Annotated in this window: 16 protein-coding genes and 1 tRNA gene; 15 read left to right on the top strand and 2 right to left on the bottom strand. The window is 35.6% G+C overall.

Annotation, left to right across the window (positions count from 1 at the left end; all coding sequences use genetic code 11):
- The 12 genes from hisB to CW357_RS08580 all read left to right on the top strand — a co-directional run bounded on the left by hisB (position 1) and on the right by CW357_RS08580 (position 10,164).
- Entirely contained in the window at positions 1 to 594 is a 594-nt protein-coding gene (gene hisB / locus CW357_RS08525) for an imidazoleglycerol-phosphate dehydratase HisB (protein WP_119414601.1), read from the top strand.
- The gene (gene hisH, locus CW357_RS08530; RefSeq protein ID WP_119414602.1) at positions 591 to 1,238 is read left to right on the top strand and encodes an imidazole glycerol phosphate synthase subunit HisH; all 648 of its coding nucleotides are present in this window, start codon (positions 591 to 593) and stop codon (positions 1,236 to 1,238) included. Before hisB ends, hisH begins: the two co-directional genes overlap by 4 nt.
- Positions 1,235 to 1,972: a 1-(5-phosphoribosyl)-5-[(5-phosphoribosylamino)methylideneamino]imidazole-4-carboxamide isomerase gene (gene hisA, locus CW357_RS08535; RefSeq protein WP_124217805.1), complete on the top strand. Its 738-nt coding sequence runs from the start codon at positions 1,235 to 1,237 to the stop codon at positions 1,970 to 1,972. The genes hisH and hisA overlap by 4 nt, the downstream gene beginning before the upstream one ends.
- Positions 1,972 to 2,730: an imidazole glycerol phosphate synthase subunit HisF gene (hisF, locus tag CW357_RS08540; RefSeq protein WP_119414604.1), complete on the top strand. Its 759-nt coding sequence runs from the start codon at positions 1,972 to 1,974 to the stop codon at positions 2,728 to 2,730. Before hisA ends, hisF begins: the two co-directional genes overlap by 1 nt.
- The gene (hisIE, locus tag CW357_RS08545) at positions 2,727 to 3,347 is read left to right on the top strand and encodes a bifunctional phosphoribosyl-AMP cyclohydrolase/phosphoribosyl-ATP diphosphatase HisIE (RefSeq protein WP_119414605.1); all 621 of its coding nucleotides are present in this window, start codon (positions 2,727 to 2,729) and stop codon (positions 3,345 to 3,347) included. The genes hisF and hisIE overlap by 4 nt, the downstream gene beginning before the upstream one ends.
- Positions 3,348 to 3,426: 79 nt before the next feature.
- The gene (locus CW357_RS08550; protein ID WP_124217806.1) at positions 3,427 to 4,947 is read left to right on the top strand and encodes a tetratricopeptide repeat protein; all 1,521 of its coding nucleotides are present in this window, start codon (positions 3,427 to 3,429) and stop codon (positions 4,945 to 4,947) included.
- A gap of 92 nt (positions 4,948 to 5,039) precedes the next feature.
- On the top strand, positions 5,040 to 5,987 hold the full coding sequence (gene trxB, locus CW357_RS08555; protein ID WP_124217807.1) for a thioredoxin-disulfide reductase: 948 nt from the start codon (positions 5,040 to 5,042) through the stop codon (positions 5,985 to 5,987).
- Positions 5,988 to 6,467: 480 nt separating this feature from the next.
- The gene (locus tag CW357_RS08560; RefSeq protein WP_119414608.1) at positions 6,468 to 6,950 is read left to right on the top strand and encodes an NUDIX hydrolase; all 483 of its coding nucleotides are present in this window, start codon (positions 6,468 to 6,470) and stop codon (positions 6,948 to 6,950) included.
- A complete protein-coding gene (gene rapZ, locus CW357_RS08565) occupies positions 6,943 to 7,824 on the top strand; it encodes an RNase adapter RapZ (RefSeq protein WP_119414609.1) in 882 nt (293 codons plus the stop codon). Before CW357_RS08560 ends, rapZ begins: the two co-directional genes overlap by 8 nt.
- A 4-nt stretch (positions 7,825 to 7,828) precedes the next feature.
- Complete coding sequence (yvcK, locus tag CW357_RS08570) at positions 7,829 to 8,815, top strand: gluconeogenesis factor YvcK family protein (protein ID WP_124217808.1); 987 nt, start codon at positions 7,829 to 7,831, stop codon at positions 8,813 to 8,815.
- Positions 8,816 to 8,851: 36 nt separating this feature from the next.
- Complete coding sequence (gene whiA / locus CW357_RS08575) at positions 8,852 to 9,799, top strand: DNA-binding protein WhiA (RefSeq protein WP_119414611.1); 948 nt, start codon at positions 8,852 to 8,854, stop codon at positions 9,797 to 9,799.
- A 107-nt stretch (positions 9,800 to 9,906) separates the two neighbouring features.
- A complete protein-coding gene (locus CW357_RS08580; protein WP_119414612.1) occupies positions 9,907 to 10,164 on the top strand; it encodes an HPr family phosphocarrier protein in 258 nt (85 codons plus the stop codon).
- Positions 10,165 to 10,581: 417 nt separating this feature from the next.
- Here the strand turns inward: CW357_RS08580 and clpP are convergent, their stop codons facing one another.
- Positions 10,582 to 11,175 carry an ATP-dependent Clp endopeptidase proteolytic subunit ClpP gene (clpP, locus tag CW357_RS08585; protein ID WP_119414614.1) on the bottom strand — a complete coding sequence of 198 codons (594 nt, stop codon included), beginning with the start codon at positions 11,173 to 11,175 and terminating at the stop codon, positions 10,582 to 10,584.
- 461 nt (positions 11,176 to 11,636) lie between these two features.
- Positions 11,637 to 11,708 (bottom strand) — tRNA-Arg (locus CW357_RS08590).
- A 240-nt stretch (positions 11,709 to 11,948) separates the two neighbouring features.
- On the opposite strand from CW357_RS08590, the gene CW357_RS08595 reads away from it, so the two are divergent.
- The 3 genes from CW357_RS08595 (at position 11,949) to CW357_RS08605 (ending at position 15,035) form a co-directional block, all read left to right on the top strand.
- Positions 11,949 to 12,254: an MCP four helix bundle domain-containing protein gene (locus CW357_RS08595; protein WP_255416295.1), complete on the top strand. Its 306-nt coding sequence runs from the start codon at positions 11,949 to 11,951 to the stop codon at positions 12,252 to 12,254.
- The gene (locus CW357_RS08600) at positions 12,245 to 13,507 is read left to right on the top strand and encodes a methyl-accepting chemotaxis protein (RefSeq protein WP_124217809.1); all 1,263 of its coding nucleotides are present in this window, start codon (positions 12,245 to 12,247) and stop codon (positions 13,505 to 13,507) included. Before CW357_RS08595 ends, CW357_RS08600 begins: the two co-directional genes overlap by 10 nt.
- A gap of 388 nt (positions 13,508 to 13,895) precedes the next feature.
- Positions 13,896 to 15,035 carry a GerAB/ArcD/ProY family transporter gene (locus tag CW357_RS08605; protein ID WP_119414617.1) on the top strand — a complete coding sequence of 380 codons (1,140 nt, stop codon included), beginning with the start codon at positions 13,896 to 13,898 and terminating at the stop codon, positions 15,033 to 15,035.
- Positions 15,036 to 15,050 lie beyond the last annotated feature (15 nt).

Raw genomic sequence — 15,050 nt, forward strand, 5'->3', positions numbered from 1 at the left:
TTGGCGCGTTATTCAAAAATAGAACGTAAGACAAATGAAACGCAAATTGCTGTAGAAATCGATTTGGATGGAGAAGGGAAAGCAACAGTTGATACAGGTGTACCATTTATGGATCATATGCTTGATCTTTTCATGAAGCATGGCCTGTTCAATGGGAAGATTACTGCAAATGGTGACACAGATATCGATGACCATCACACAACAGAAGATTTGGGAATTGTACTCGGTCAAGCGATTAAAGAAGCGCTTGGTGATAAAAAAGGTATTAAACGTTACGGAAATGCGTTTGTCCCAATGGATGATGCACTAGCCCAAGTGGTTATTGACTGTTCAAATCGACCACATCTAGAATTTCGTGCTGAAATCCCGTCCCAAAAAGTCGGAACATTTGATACAGAATTAGTACACGAATTTTTGTGGAAATTTGCATTAGAAGCACGTATGAATGTTCATGTTATTGTTCCTTATGGTCATAATACACACCATATTATAGAAGCCATCTTTAAAGCTTTAGCTAGAGCGATTGATGATGCAGTACAAATTGATCCTCGAATGAAAGGTAAAGTTCCGTCTACGAAAGGGTTGTTAACATGAAAATTGGCGTAATCGATTATGGAATGGGAAATCTCTTTAGTGTTGAACAAGCGATTAAACGTTTAGGTTGTGAAGTGCTAATTTCATCAGATCAAAAAAGTTTGTTAACATGTGATGCTCTAATATTACCTGGTGTCGGTGCATTTGAGGATGCTATGAAAAAACTTAATGATACAGGGCTAGTTACATTTATCGATAAGATTGTAGCGGTTAATAAGCCTCTCTTAGGTATTTGCCTAGGTATGCAACTTCTGTTTGAAGAAAGTGAAGAAAATGGTTATTGGAAAGGTTTGGGAATTTTCAAAGGGGTAGTTAAACAATTTTCGGGTAAGGATCTTTCAGGAAAGTCTTATCGTGTTCCACATATGGGGTGGAATGATTTAATATTTGCTAAATCGCCAACATGGTTAGAACAATTACCAACAGATAATTTTGTCTATTTTGTACACTCTTATTTAGCAACGGATATGGATGAGGAAAATCTTATCGCTTATGCAGAGTATGGTGATATGAAAGTTCCTGGAATTGTACAAAAAGGAAATGTAACAGGTATGCAATTTCATCCCGAAAAATCAGGAGAATGTGGCGTTTATTTACTACAACAGTGGCTGCGTGCAGTTGCGAAAGGAGTTGCTGTTTCATGAGTTCAATTCAAATATTTCCAGCTATCGATATGAGAGGTGGGAAATGTGTTCGTCTATTAAAGGGCGACTATGAAAAGGAAACTGTTTATGCAGATTCTCCATTTGAGATGGTGAAGCGTTTTGCAAAAGCAGGTGCAAGCTATGTACATATGGTCGATTTAGATGGAGCAAAAGATGGAGAACGTAGACATGCGAAGGAAGTTATCCGTGTAGCAAAAGAGTTACCATTGAAAGTTCAAATTGGTGGGGGAATACGTTCCGAAGAAGATGTTCGATTTTATCTAGAAAATGGCGTTGATCGTGTCATCATTGGTAGCCTTGCTATTCGTGAACCACAGTTAGTGAAAAATTTCATCAAGGAATTTGGAGCTGAAAGAATTGTAATAGGATTAGATGCAAAAGATGGAATGGTCGCAACACATGGATGGATTGAAACATCCGATCAATCAGCTATTGAAGTAGGAAAAGATTTTGCAAATGCAGGTGCAAAGTATTTTATCTTTACAGATATTGCAACAGATGGAACATTATCAGGTCCGAATATAGAAGCAAATATTCAATTAGCACAAGCAACTGGAGCGAATATTATTGTTTCAGGTGGTATTAGTGCTTTAGAGGATATCTCAAAAGTTAAAGATGCTGCAAAGAATTCCTCAGTTAGTGGTGTGATTATTGGAAAAGCTTTGTATGCAGAACGGTTTACATTACAAGAGGCATTAAAGGAGGCGGAATAATGTTAACTAAACGAATTATTCCATGTCTAGATGTCAAAGAAGGTCGGGTCGTAAAAGGCGTACAATTTGTATCTCTTCGTGATGCAGGAGATCCGGTTGAATTAGCAAAGTTTTATAACGAACAAGGTGCAGATGAACTCGTTTTTCTTGATATTTCGGCTTCACATGAAGGGCGTGAAACAATGGTTGATGTTGTTCGTAAAACAGCAGCAGCACTAGCTATTCCATTTACAGTTGGCGGTGGCATTCGGACACTAGATGATATGAAACGTCTGTTACGTGCCGGAGCAGATAAAGTGTCGATCAATTCTTCTGCTATTAACCGTCCAGAGTTGATAAAAGAGGGTTCTGATTATTTTGGCGCACAATGTATTGTTGTTGCAATCGACGCAAAGTGGAGTGAAGAAGATCAAACTTGGATGGTATATACCCATGGTGGCCGAAACAAAACAGATAAAAAGGCAGTGGATTGGGCGAAAGAAGCAGTCGCACTTGGTGCCGGAGAATTACTTGTAACAAGTATGGACCAAGATGGTGAGAAGAACGGCTTTGACTTGCCGTTAACAAAAGCTATTCGAGATGCTGTCAATGTACCAATTATTGCAAGTGGTGGCGCAGGTAAAGCGGAGGATTTTTATGAAGTATTACATAATATTGATGCAGATGCAGCATTAGCAGCCTCAATTTTCCATTATAAAGAGACAAGTGTTTCAGAAGTAAAAGCAAGTTTAAAACAACAAGGAGTGCCAATACGATGATTGAAAATCTTAAATTTGATGAAAAAGGTTTAATAACAACAGTTGTTCAAGATGCACAAACAAAAGAAGTGCTAACAGTCGCATATATGAATAAGGAATCTTTAAAGAAAACAATTGAAACAGGTGAAACATGGTTCTTCAGTCGTTCAAGACAAGAGCTTTGGCATAAAGGTGAAACGAGTGGTAATACGCAAAAGGTTGTAGCGATGCGTGCAGATTGCGACCAGGATGCATTAGTAGTGGAAGTGTTGCCAAAAGGACCTGCCTGCCATAAAGGATCTGTTTCATGCTTTACAGAAGTTCTAACAGAGAAAGAAACTTCAATCGGTTCTCTTGATATTTTAGAAACATTGAAAAATGTGATTAAAGGAAGAGAAGAAGAGATGCCTGAAGGTGCTTATACTACATATCTATTTAATGAAGGTGTAGATAAGATTTGTAAAAAGGTTGGAGAAGAGGCAACTGAAGTCGTTATTGCTTCGAAAAATCGTGATCATGAAGAACTAAAATGGGAAGCAGCTGATTTAATTTACCATTTGTTAGTACTTTTGCAAGAACAAAAATTAGATTTATATGAAGTTTTAGGAGTTCTGCAAAAACGTCATGAGCAACACTAATTTATGATATAATATAGGATACGATGCTTAAGGAACGTAAAAATGCGTTCCTTATTATTTTGGAGGAAAACTGTAGGATATGAATAGTGAACAAAATACTCGAGAAAATGTTGTGTCCTTTATTCCAAATGGTGATTTTTATTATAAAAAAGCAGTACAAGCATTAGATCATGATCAAGTTGAAAAAGCGCTAAAATATTTAAGAAGAGCAACTGAGTTAAGTCCAGAGGATTCATTAATATTACTACAGTATGCTATTGTTGAAATGGAAGCCGGACGTATCGATCACGCATTAGAATTATTGAAAAAGGCAAATGAAATAGATCCAGAAGAACCTGAAATTTTATTGTTCCTAGCAGAAGCATGTGCACAAGCAGGATTTACTGATGATGCAAAGTATTATGCTGAGGAATATTTGCGCCTTGATGAAATGGGAGAATATGCTGATGAAGCAATTGATATTATCGATTTTGCTAAATCGATGGAAAAGCATATTGCTCCTGAAACCTCTGTAGATAGAGAAGTAGTATATTTACAAGAAAAGGCAAGAAAGTTCATGGAAGAAGGCAAACTTGAAGAAGCCATTACGCTTTTAGAAGATATCATTACGGATCATCCAGATTATTGGGCAGCATATAATAATTTGTCACTTGCGTATTTTTATAAAGGTGATTCAGAACAAGCTAGAACATTATTATATCAAGTGTTACAAGGAAACTATGGTAATTTACATGCACTCTGTAATTTGACTGTTATGGCCTACTATGAAAAAGAGGAAGAGGAGTTACAAGAGTTAACAGAATTACTTGTAAAACTTTGCCCTTACTCATTTGAACAACGATACAAACTTGGTGCAACCCTTGCATTAATCGGCTGTTACGAAGAAGCGTATAAGTGGTTAAAGAGTCTAAAAAATCATGGCTTTGAAGGAGATTCTGGCTATTATTTTTGGTTATCTCATTCTGCATATTTTTCCGGATTTGAAAAGGAAGCTAGATTGTTTTGGAAACAATTGCTTGAAATCGATCCTGACAAAGTTGGATATGAGCCATGGACATTTGAGCAAGATCAACTTCAGGCCGATTCAATTGAAAGAAATAGAAGTTTTATCATTGAAAAACTAGAAAGTGAGTATAGAAGTGAACGATTGTTAGGCATATTTTTATTGGGGAAATCGCCTTATCAACAAGAAATCGTAGCTCATCCTAATTGGATTAAACTTGAAAATTACACACCACTTGAAAAATTGTATCTAGCTTATTCTTTGGATCATAAATTTCTAGATGATGATCGTACTTTAAAATCATTTTTACATTCAGCAGAGGTTGCTGAGATTTTATATGAAGAAATGAAACCTTTAGATATGAATGATACTTTCTTATTTCAAATGTGGTTTGTTCTATATGAACGTGCTTTTGAAAACGATTATGCGTTTAAAAATCCTAAGGCGCTTGCTGCTGCAACTGAATATATGTATAAATCATCTCGAGTGAAGAATATTACTAAAAAAGAAATAGCTGAATTTTATGGGATTTCCCCAGCCACCCTGACAAAATATGTGAACGAATTGATACAATATTTGCCGCTATTTGACAAATAACGTACTAGTTATAAGCAGATATCTTGTCATACTGAAAGGCAATCCTCTAAGATAAAGAAAAATAGAATAGCCACAACTTAGGAGGAGCAGATATGTCAGAAGAAAAAATTTATGATGTTGTCATTATCGGTGCTGGTCCTGCAGGAATGACTGCAGCAGTTTATACTTCACGAGGAAATCTTTCAACTTTAATGCTAGAAAGAGGAATTCCTGGTGGACAAATGGCTAATACAGAAGAAGTTGAAAATTATCCAGGCTTTGAGTCAATATTAGGCCCTGAATTATCTACAAAAATGTTCGAACATGCGAAAAAATTTGGAGCAGAATATGCTTACGGCGATGTTACTGAAATTGTAGATGGCGAAGAGTATAAAACGATTAAAGCTGGTACAAAAGAATATAAAACACGTGCAATCATTATTAGTACTGGTGCAGAATATAAAAAAATGGGTGTGCCAGGTGAAAAAGAACTTGGTGGCCGAGGCGTAAGCTATTGTGCTGTTTGTGACGGTGCATTCTTTAAAAACAAAAATTTAATCGTTGTTGGTGGAGGAGACTCTGCAGTCGAAGAAGGTATGTACTTAACTCGTTTTGCAGATAAAGTAACAATTGTACACCGTCGCGATAAATTACGTGCTCAAAAAATTATTCAAGACCGTGCTTTTGCAAATGAAAAGATCAATTTTATCTGGAATAATACAGTAAAAGAAATTCATGAAAAAGATGGAAAAGTAGGTAGTGTAACACTTGTTTCTACTGTGGATGGTACTGAACAAGAAGTACAAGCAGACGGAGTATTTATCTACATTGGTTTGTTACCACTTACAAAACCTTTTGAAAATCTAGGCATTTTAAGCGAAACTGGCTATATTAAAACTAATGCAGAAATGGAAACTTCTGTACCTGGTATTTACGCTGCAGGTGATGTTCGCGATAAAACATTGCGTCAAATCGTTACAGCAACTGGTGATGGTAGTATTGCAGCACAAGCTGTTCAACACTATGTTGAAGAACTAAAAGAAAAATTCGCAGTAAAATAACTAGCAATATAAAGGGGTCAATATGACATACTAGTGCCAAATGTTGCAGTAGGATGTGTTTTTACTTTCCAAAACATTGATGGGTAGTTGAACCGATAGGGATTTTACAAGGAGTTGTTATTTCTCAAACTAACTTTTCCACTTAAGTTCTTAGTGCCCTCATTAAAGTTGGATAAATTAATTTTACTTTAATATGGTTGTCATCAAGTTGCAATAATAATTGTGTATAGTATGAATTGTAATAACCCCTTTTATAATATTGAACATTGGTATGGCTGTTTCCTTCGGATCACTTGACCGTATGGAGCAGCCTCTTTTTTATAAAATTTCATGTTAAGTATCAGTGTTATAATCAGTTAATCTATCCATTTCATACAACTGGATAGCTGAATTTCTATATTTTGATTATTCTTTTTTACTCAAGCAGTTGAAAACGGTATAATAATTATTATAAGAATTGTTAGAAATGAGGTGTCGTGTGTGCAAAGAATCGCCAATTTGTTAGTTAAAAAAGACGACCAAGTTCTATTATTAAAAAAGCCACGACGCGGTTGGTATGTTGCGCCCGGAGGAAAAATTGAAAGTGGAGAGTCTATTTTCGAAGCAGCAAGCCGTGAATTCCAAGAAGAAACAGGTGCTAAAGCTGTCAAACCACATCTTAAAGGCGTTTATACAATGGTGATAAGACGTGGAGAAGAAGTGGTCAATGAATGGATGCTCTTTACTTTCTTAGCTGAAGATTTGGAAGGAACACCCTATAAAGAAAATCGCGAAGGTTTACTTGAATGGCATCCAGTAGAAGACTTAAATCTTTTGCCTATGGCAGAAGGTGATCGTACAAATCTGTTATTTGCAGTTGAACAAGAAGGTACTCAATACGGAACTTTTACATATACAGAGGATTTCCAATTGTTAGATGAAAAAATTCAGATGTCTTGTGAAGGGGATGAAAGAAATGCCTAATCCACAGTCAGTAAACGAGTTAATAATTATTACAGGAATGTCTGGAGCAGGTAAAACTTTGGCTATTCAAAGTTTTGAGGATCTGGGGTTTTACTGTATCGATAATTTACCGCCAGCATTGTTGCCAACTTTTTTAAATTTAATGAAACAATCAAAAAAAGAAATTTCTCGTATTGCTGCTGTAATGGACCTTCGTGGAGGAGATTTTTTCTCTTCTTTGATCGATGCATTAGATCGAATTGAAAGAGAAGATCTTGTTGCAACTAAAATTTTATTTTTAGATGCAGATGATGAAACGTTAGTTAGACGCTATAAAGAAACTCGTCGTTCTCATCCGTTAGCAGAAAATGGGTTGCCTTTAATGGGCATTAAGTATGAACGAGAATTATTAGCAGAAGTCAAAGAACGTGCGCAATTTATCTATAATACATCAAGTATGAAACCGAGAGAGTTACGCCAGCGGATTATTGCTCAATTTTCTGATGTGGATTCTCGAACATTTACAGTAAATGTTATGTCGTTCGGATTTAAGCACGGTATGCCTATTGATGCAGATTTGGTATTTGACGTTCGTTTTTTACCAAATCCATATTATGTTGAGTCACTTCGTTCTAAAACTGGATTAGATGAGGATGTTTCGTCATATGTATTAAAGTATGATGAAACGAAAGCATTAATCGAAAAGTTAATGGATTTATTTGAATACATGATTCCGCTTTATCAAAAAGAAGGAAAAACACAGTTGGTGATTGCTTTTGGATGTACTGGGGGTCAACATCGTTCAGTTACTTTAGCAGAGTACTTCGGTAATCATCTTGATCAGTTTGCTCCAACTGTAATTACCCATCGTGATATTGCGAAGAGAAAGGGATAGCTGAATGCCAAAACGTCAATCGCGAATAGTCATTATTGGCGGCGGTACAGGGCTTTCTACTCTATTAAGGGGCTTGAAAAAATGCCCAGTAGATTTGACAGCTATTGTAACCGTTGCCGATGATGGCGGAAGCTCAGGTAGAATCCGTGATGACTTTGCAATTCCACCACCAGGGGATATTCGAAATGTTATTGCGGCACTTTCAGAAGTAGAACCATTAGTAGAAGAAATGTTTCAGTATCGTTTTAAGGGAAAAGAAGAATTGGGAGGTCACTCTCTCGGAAACTTGATGTTAACAGCATTAACAGAAATAACTGGCGATTTTTCACATGCAATACGAGAGATGAGTCGTGTATTAAATGTTCATGGTAAAGTTTTACCTGCTGCCAATCAGCGAATTACATTACTTGCTGAGTTGAAGGATGGCACCATTGTGCAAGGCGAATCAAAAATACCTACATTTGGGACTCGTATTAAACGAGTTTTTCTGTCACCACCAGATGTCAAACCGTTGCAAGAAGCGGTGAATGCTATATTACATGCAGATATTATTATCATTGGCCCGGGAAGTTTATATACTAGTATTTTGCCGAACTTATTAGTAGAAGGTATAAAAGAGGCAGTATTAAAAGCAAAAGGACATAAAATATATATATGCAATTTAATGACGCAAGCTGGCGAAACTTCTGGCTATACTGCTGGGGATCATGTGAGAGCGCTTTATGATCATGTTGGTGAAGATTTTATACAAACAATTTTGATCAATAAAGAAGAGGTACCAAAAGCAATACGAGAAGCATATATCAAAGAATCATCAGAACCTGTCCAATTCGATATTGAGCGTTTAGAAAATATGGGTCTCGAAGTTGTAAAAAAAGATATTGCCACGATCCATAATGGTGTTGTACGTCACGAAACCAATAGCGTTGCTGCATGGATTGTAGAATATGCAACAATCTATCAACAAAAGAAGCAATCATTGTCGAATTAGCGTAAAATAGATAATTGAAAGAGAGGGGGAATCTAAATGTCATTTGCTTCGGAAACTAAAAAAGAGCTTACTCAAGTTGAAGCAGAAGATACTAGTTTAAAAGCAGAACTCTCTGCCATTATCCGAATGAACGGTTCTCTGTCTTTTGCTAATCGTCAGTTAAGTCTTGATGTGCAAACTGAAAACGCAGCCATTGCTCGAAGAATGTACACCATTTTGAAAAAATTCTATAATTACCGTATTGAACTTTTAGTACGGAAAAAAATGAGACTGAAAAAAAACAACGTATATATATGTCGGGTTCGTGATGGAGCAAAAGAATTATTAGAAGAGCTACATATTCTCTCAGGTAATTTTCTATTTAATCATACAATTTCAGAAGAGTTGATTAGATTTGAGGCAGATAAAAGGGCATACTTACGAGGAGCCTTTCTAGCTGGAGGCTCTGTTAACAATCCTGAAACTTCCTCCTATCATTTAGAAATATATTCTTTATATAAAGAACATGGAGAAGCTTTGATGGACCTTATGAACCACTTTGATCTTAACGCTAAGACGATTGAAAGAAAAAAAGGGTTTGTAACGTACCTAAAAGAAGCGGAGAAGATTTCAAATTTCCTTAGTCTTGTTGGTGCACATCAAGCTATGCTAAAATTTGAAGATGTACGAATTGTCCGGGATATGCGAAATAGTGTTAATCGACTAGTAAATTGTGAAACAGCTAATTTAAACAAAACAATTGGTGCTGCTATTCGTCAGGTTGAAAATATCCGCTTTATCGACAACATGATTGGTATCGAGCAACTACCCGAGAAATTGCGTGAAATTGCACGATTAAGGGTAGAATATCAAGAAGTAACCTTAAAGGAACTTGGTGAAATGGTATCAACAGGTGTCGTTAGTAAATCGGGTATTAATCACCGCCTTCGAAAAATCGACGAAATTGCCGATGCCCTTCGAAGAGGCGAAAAATTTAAAGAATAGTATCTAACACATATAAACATAAGATAAAAATCTTTTTTATGTAATTTATCATTCCAAAAAGTATAAGAGTTTTTGACTTTGTACTTATTATTAAAGGGGGAGTAATTGTGGTAGAAAAACAAGTAGAAGTAAAACTAAAATCAGGCTTGCAAGCAAGACAAGCAGCATTATTCGTGCAAGAAGCAAATCGTCACACAGCAGATGTGTTTCTTCAAAAGGAAAATAAAAAAGTAAACGCTAAAAGTATTATGGGTATTATGAGTTTAGCGATTGCTAGAGGTACTACCGTCACTCTAAGTGCAGATGGCAATGACGAAGAACAAGCATTAGAAAAACTTGTGAAAATTATTCAAAACGAAGAATAATCATTAATCCAATGAAAAAGCACTCAGTAGCAACTGTATGATTGTTACTGAGTGCTTTTTATTCGTAATAAAGGAAGCATGAGTTGTGCAAAAGGGGTTTCGAGTTGTGCAAAAGGGACTGAGTTGTGCAAAAGAGAGCTTGAGTTGTGCAAAAGGGGTTTCGAGTTGTGCAAAAGGAGATGAGTTGTGCAAAAGGGACTGAGTTGTGCAAAAGAGAGCTTGAGTTGTGCAAAAGGGAGCATGAGTTGTGCAAAAGATCTTCAATTTGCAATAAAATATCCTCTTTCATNAGCATGAGTTGTGCAAAAGATCTTCAATTTGCAATAAAATATCCTCTTTCATCTGTTTTAATTCCAGCATCTACAAAAAAAGCAAGACTCAATCAAGAGCCTTGCTTTTTACATGGTGCCTACCTAATTATTTTTTAAGGTCATTACGTTCCATGATTTGGTCGATTAAACCATATTCTTTTGCTTGTTCAGCTGTCATGTAGTTATCACGATCTGTGTCACGAGCAATGATGTCGATTGGTTGGCCAGTACGTTCTGAAAGAATACCATTTAATTTTTCGCGTGTTTTTAAGATATGTTTTGCAGCAATTTCAATTTCTGTTGCTTGACCTTGAGCGCCACCAAGAGGTTGGTGAATCATTACTTCACAGTTTGGTAGAGCAGAGCGTTTGCCTTTTGTACCAGCTGTAAGAAGGAATGAACCCATAGATGCACACATACCCATACCAACTGTTTGTACATCTGGTTTGATAAATTGCATCGTATCATAGATGGCCATACCAGCTGTTACACTACCACCAGGCGAGTTGATATAAAGGAAAATATCTTTTTCAGGATCCTCTGCTTCAAGGAATAATAATTGTGACACAACAGCATTGGCAACATTGTCGTCAATGGCACTGCCAAGCATAATGATGCGGTCTTTCAATAAACGTGAGTAAATGTCGTATGCACGTTCGCCACGGTTTGTTTGTTCAATAACTGTAGGTATTAAATTCATGTAAATAGCCTCCTCAGATTAACAAGGTAATTTTCCATATCCGTATGCTGAAAAATTCCTTTGTTTCAGCTTATTCTTATCATACACATGATGGTCAATAAAGGTCAAATGTTATGATTTCTTTTTTTCTTATGGAATTATATGTGCGCGTTTTTCAATTTCTTCTGCCAAAAAGTATCCACCAGTTTGGGCTTATACAAAAATAAATTGATAGAAGTCAACTAACAAAGTAATATCCAAAAATAATAGCGTACATACATTTAATGGGGACAAAATGAACCCCTTTTTATACGAAATAATCACAGCTATTATTCCATATGAATAAGAAAACCTTCTCAACATAAAAAGGAAAAAATCCCCATATATCGAGAAGGTAAGTATAGTGAAAAAAGTCATTACAGCAGGATTACGCTGTGTTGAACGCATATTAGCAAGTAAATGCAAAATATGAGTATAAATAATGCCCCCGGAGGGAATCGAACCCCCAGCCTAAGAACCGGAATCTTATGTTTTATCCATTAAACTACGGAGGCGAATATGTTGCGACCTTATATATTATATAAGTTTTCTCGAAACAATTCAATAAAGATTTCTCATGTCGTTAATTTACAAGGGATTAATAGTTTATATATAGAAAATATTGTATACTTGTAATATTTATTTTAATATAACAAACTGAAAGGAAGGGACCTATGAATGGGAAAAACAATTAGGACAAAGCTTCTAATTTCTTATTTAATATTTGTGCTTATCATTACATTTACTGATGTTTTATCCATTTTTTAGTTTCTAAAGTAAATAATAATGGTAAAGAAATGTACAACAATCGCGTAGTTCCCCTTACAAGCTTAGTAAGTATAGCTGAGAAAGCGGGAAATGTTCGGTTACAAATGGTACAAGCACTTCTTAGAAAAGATAGCTCAATGACCGAGCAAGCAGTAATGAATTTAAAAGAAATCGATAGCATCATCAATAAATATGAAAAGCATAATCTTGGAAAAGAAGAGAGAAAAGTTTTTGAAAGTTTTAGTGCAGATTGGCATATTTTAGCCAAAGGGTACAGAAAAATATGGCGCTAATGAACAGTGGAGACTGGGAAAATGCAGATAAAGGAATTTTACTCGGAAGAACTGAATATAACACTGCAAATGAAGATTTGCAGAAATTAATCAAAATTAATGAAACGGCTTCAAAAGAAATCATTACTCAAAATAATAATAGCTATTCAACTATTATTACAATTTTAATCAGTTCCTTAATCATATCCATAATCTTTGCAATTATTATTTCTATAGTAATTGGAGATAAATTCTCAAACACTATTAAAACAATCTTACATAGAGTAGTGGAAATTTCTAAAGGAAATTTAACTGGTGAAACCCTTTCAATTAAATCAAGAGATGAATTTGGTCGACTAGCAAAAGCGTTTAATCTTATGCTGGACAACTTAAAAGCTTTAATAAGCGACATCAAATCGACTTCTGAGCAGGTCGCTGTATCGTCTGAAGAGCTAATGGCAAGCAGCGAACAGACAACAGAGGCCACCAATCAAGTAGCTATGTCTATACAAGAAGTATCGAATACAATTGAAACTCAAAGTCAAAATACAGAAAAAAGTGCACATTCAATGGGGGAAATCGCTATTGGTGTACAACGAATTGCAAAATTTACATCTTCAGCAGCAGGAAATATAAAAGAAACTGCCAATCAAGCAAAAAAAGGAGACGAATACATTTATAAAGTGGTCGAACAAATGAAACTAATCCATCAAGAAAATATCAAAACCAAAGACGTGATGGAAAGGTTAGAAGATAGGTCCAAAGAAATTGATAAAATTCTTGATGTAATCACAGAGATTGCAGAACAAACCAATTTACTAGCACTAAATGCAGCTATTGAAGCAGCTCGTGCTGGTGAAAATGGAAAAGGGTTTGCAGTAGTAGCTGAAGAAGTTCGTAAATTAGCTGAAGAATCAAGGCAATCTGCTAGTCAAATTGCAGAAATCATCAAACAAATACAAACGGATACGTTGAGCGCTGCTGAAATAACCAAAAATGGAAACGTAGTAACGAAGAAAGGGTTAAATCTTGTAGATGATACGGGAAGAATATTTAAACAAATTTTAGAACGAATTGAAAATGTAAATGCACAAGCACATGAATATCTGCTGTTTCAGAAGAATTGTCTGCAAGCACTCAGGAAGTCAATATATCCATTGAAAAAGTCAGAACGTCAGCAAAAACAATTTCAGCTAATTCAGAAGAAATTGCTTCTGCGTCAGAAGAACAATTGGCTACAATGGAGGAAGTTGCTTCATCTGCTGCTGCATTAGCAAATTTGGCGGATACGTTGAAAAATTCAGCTAAAAAATTCCAAATATAGTTGGGGAATCTTTTTACGAACAAATCAAACGTCTTCAAAATGATACATGAAAATAGATTAAAATAGAACAAAGAACTCCCTCGTTTTTAAAAGAAGGGAGTTCTTTGTTCATTTAAAATTCTCCAACAGGTATACCTTGAAAGACATATAGAAAAATGTCGCCTTTGCCCATAAAAGCTCGATTGGTTCCGCTAAACCCTAAGTGGGGAGAAGAAACCCCACTTAGGGAAGTTTCACAAATAGCTTCTTTCTGAAAAAACTGTGTATAAGGTGCGTATATTCTTTTCTCTTTTTGTCAAAACTCTGTATATCAAAGAAGAGTTAGAAGGTTTTATACGATGAAAAATATGGAATCGATCAGTATTTTGCATGCACTGCTGTTGGTGATGACATTTATAGGACTAAAAAATCATGTCACCATTATTCCTTCTATTTTAAAGGCTGTTGGAAGAGATGGATGGGCATCTGTTTTAGGTGCAACAATCAGTACGTTTTTTTGGTTGTTTCTTTTAGTATATATTCACAATAAAACAAAACAAGGATCGGTTCGAGAGTGGCTACAGCAAAAAATAGGTAAAGTTGGTGCTACCATTGTTTTATATATAATCGCCTATTTTTTAATCATTCTAGCGGCTTTTACGATGCGAGAAACTTTACTATGGATTTCTACTACTTTTTTACCTGAGACCCCTATGCTTTTTTTATTTCTTCTGTATCTTCTTCTAACGGTTTATCTTGCAACAGCAGGATTAACAGCCATTACGATTGCCAATACACTGGTTTTAGCAGGTGTCATTATACTAGGGTTCTTTATTTCAATTGTCAATCAGAAAGTAAAGGATTATGAGTTACTTCTTCCTTTCTTTGAACATGGTATAAATCCTATTCTAAAAGGCATGATTTATCCAGCATCTGGTTTTGTCGAATTATTGATCTTACTCTTTTTACAACATAAAATAAAAAATCAGATGAAGTGGTATCATTTTGCCATTATACTGCTCATACTAACAGGGCTAACATGTGGACCACTTGTCGGTGCGATTACAGAATTTGGTCCCGTTGAGGCCGCAAAACAAAGATATCCTGCCTATGAAGAGTGGGGGTTAGGATCCATTGGTCGATTTATCGAGCATATGGACTTCTTCTCCATTTATCAATGGTTAACAGGTACGTTTATAAGAGTAGGTTTTCTTCTATATATCAGCGCAGAGCTTTTAAATTTAACAGAAAATAAAAAAGAATTTTGGAAGAAGCTAGCGCCGCCATTTGCCATTATTTGCTTATCGCTAGTTCTAATCAAGGATACCACTTTTCTAAAGTTAAACGAATACTATTTGTTAATCGTTACATTTATCTTTTTTGTATCACTATCCATCTTTTTTTCAGTTGTTGCAATGTTTTCGAAAAAATCAACAAATAAAGATCCAACTGGTCAAGAAAGTGGTGAACAACAATCGAAACAAACAGAAGCACGATAACCATTCATACACTAC

This window comes from Rummeliibacillus sp. TYF005, assembly GCF_003844195.1.
Classification (GTDB): Bacteria; Bacillota; Bacilli; order Bacillales_A; family Planococcaceae; genus Rummeliibacillus.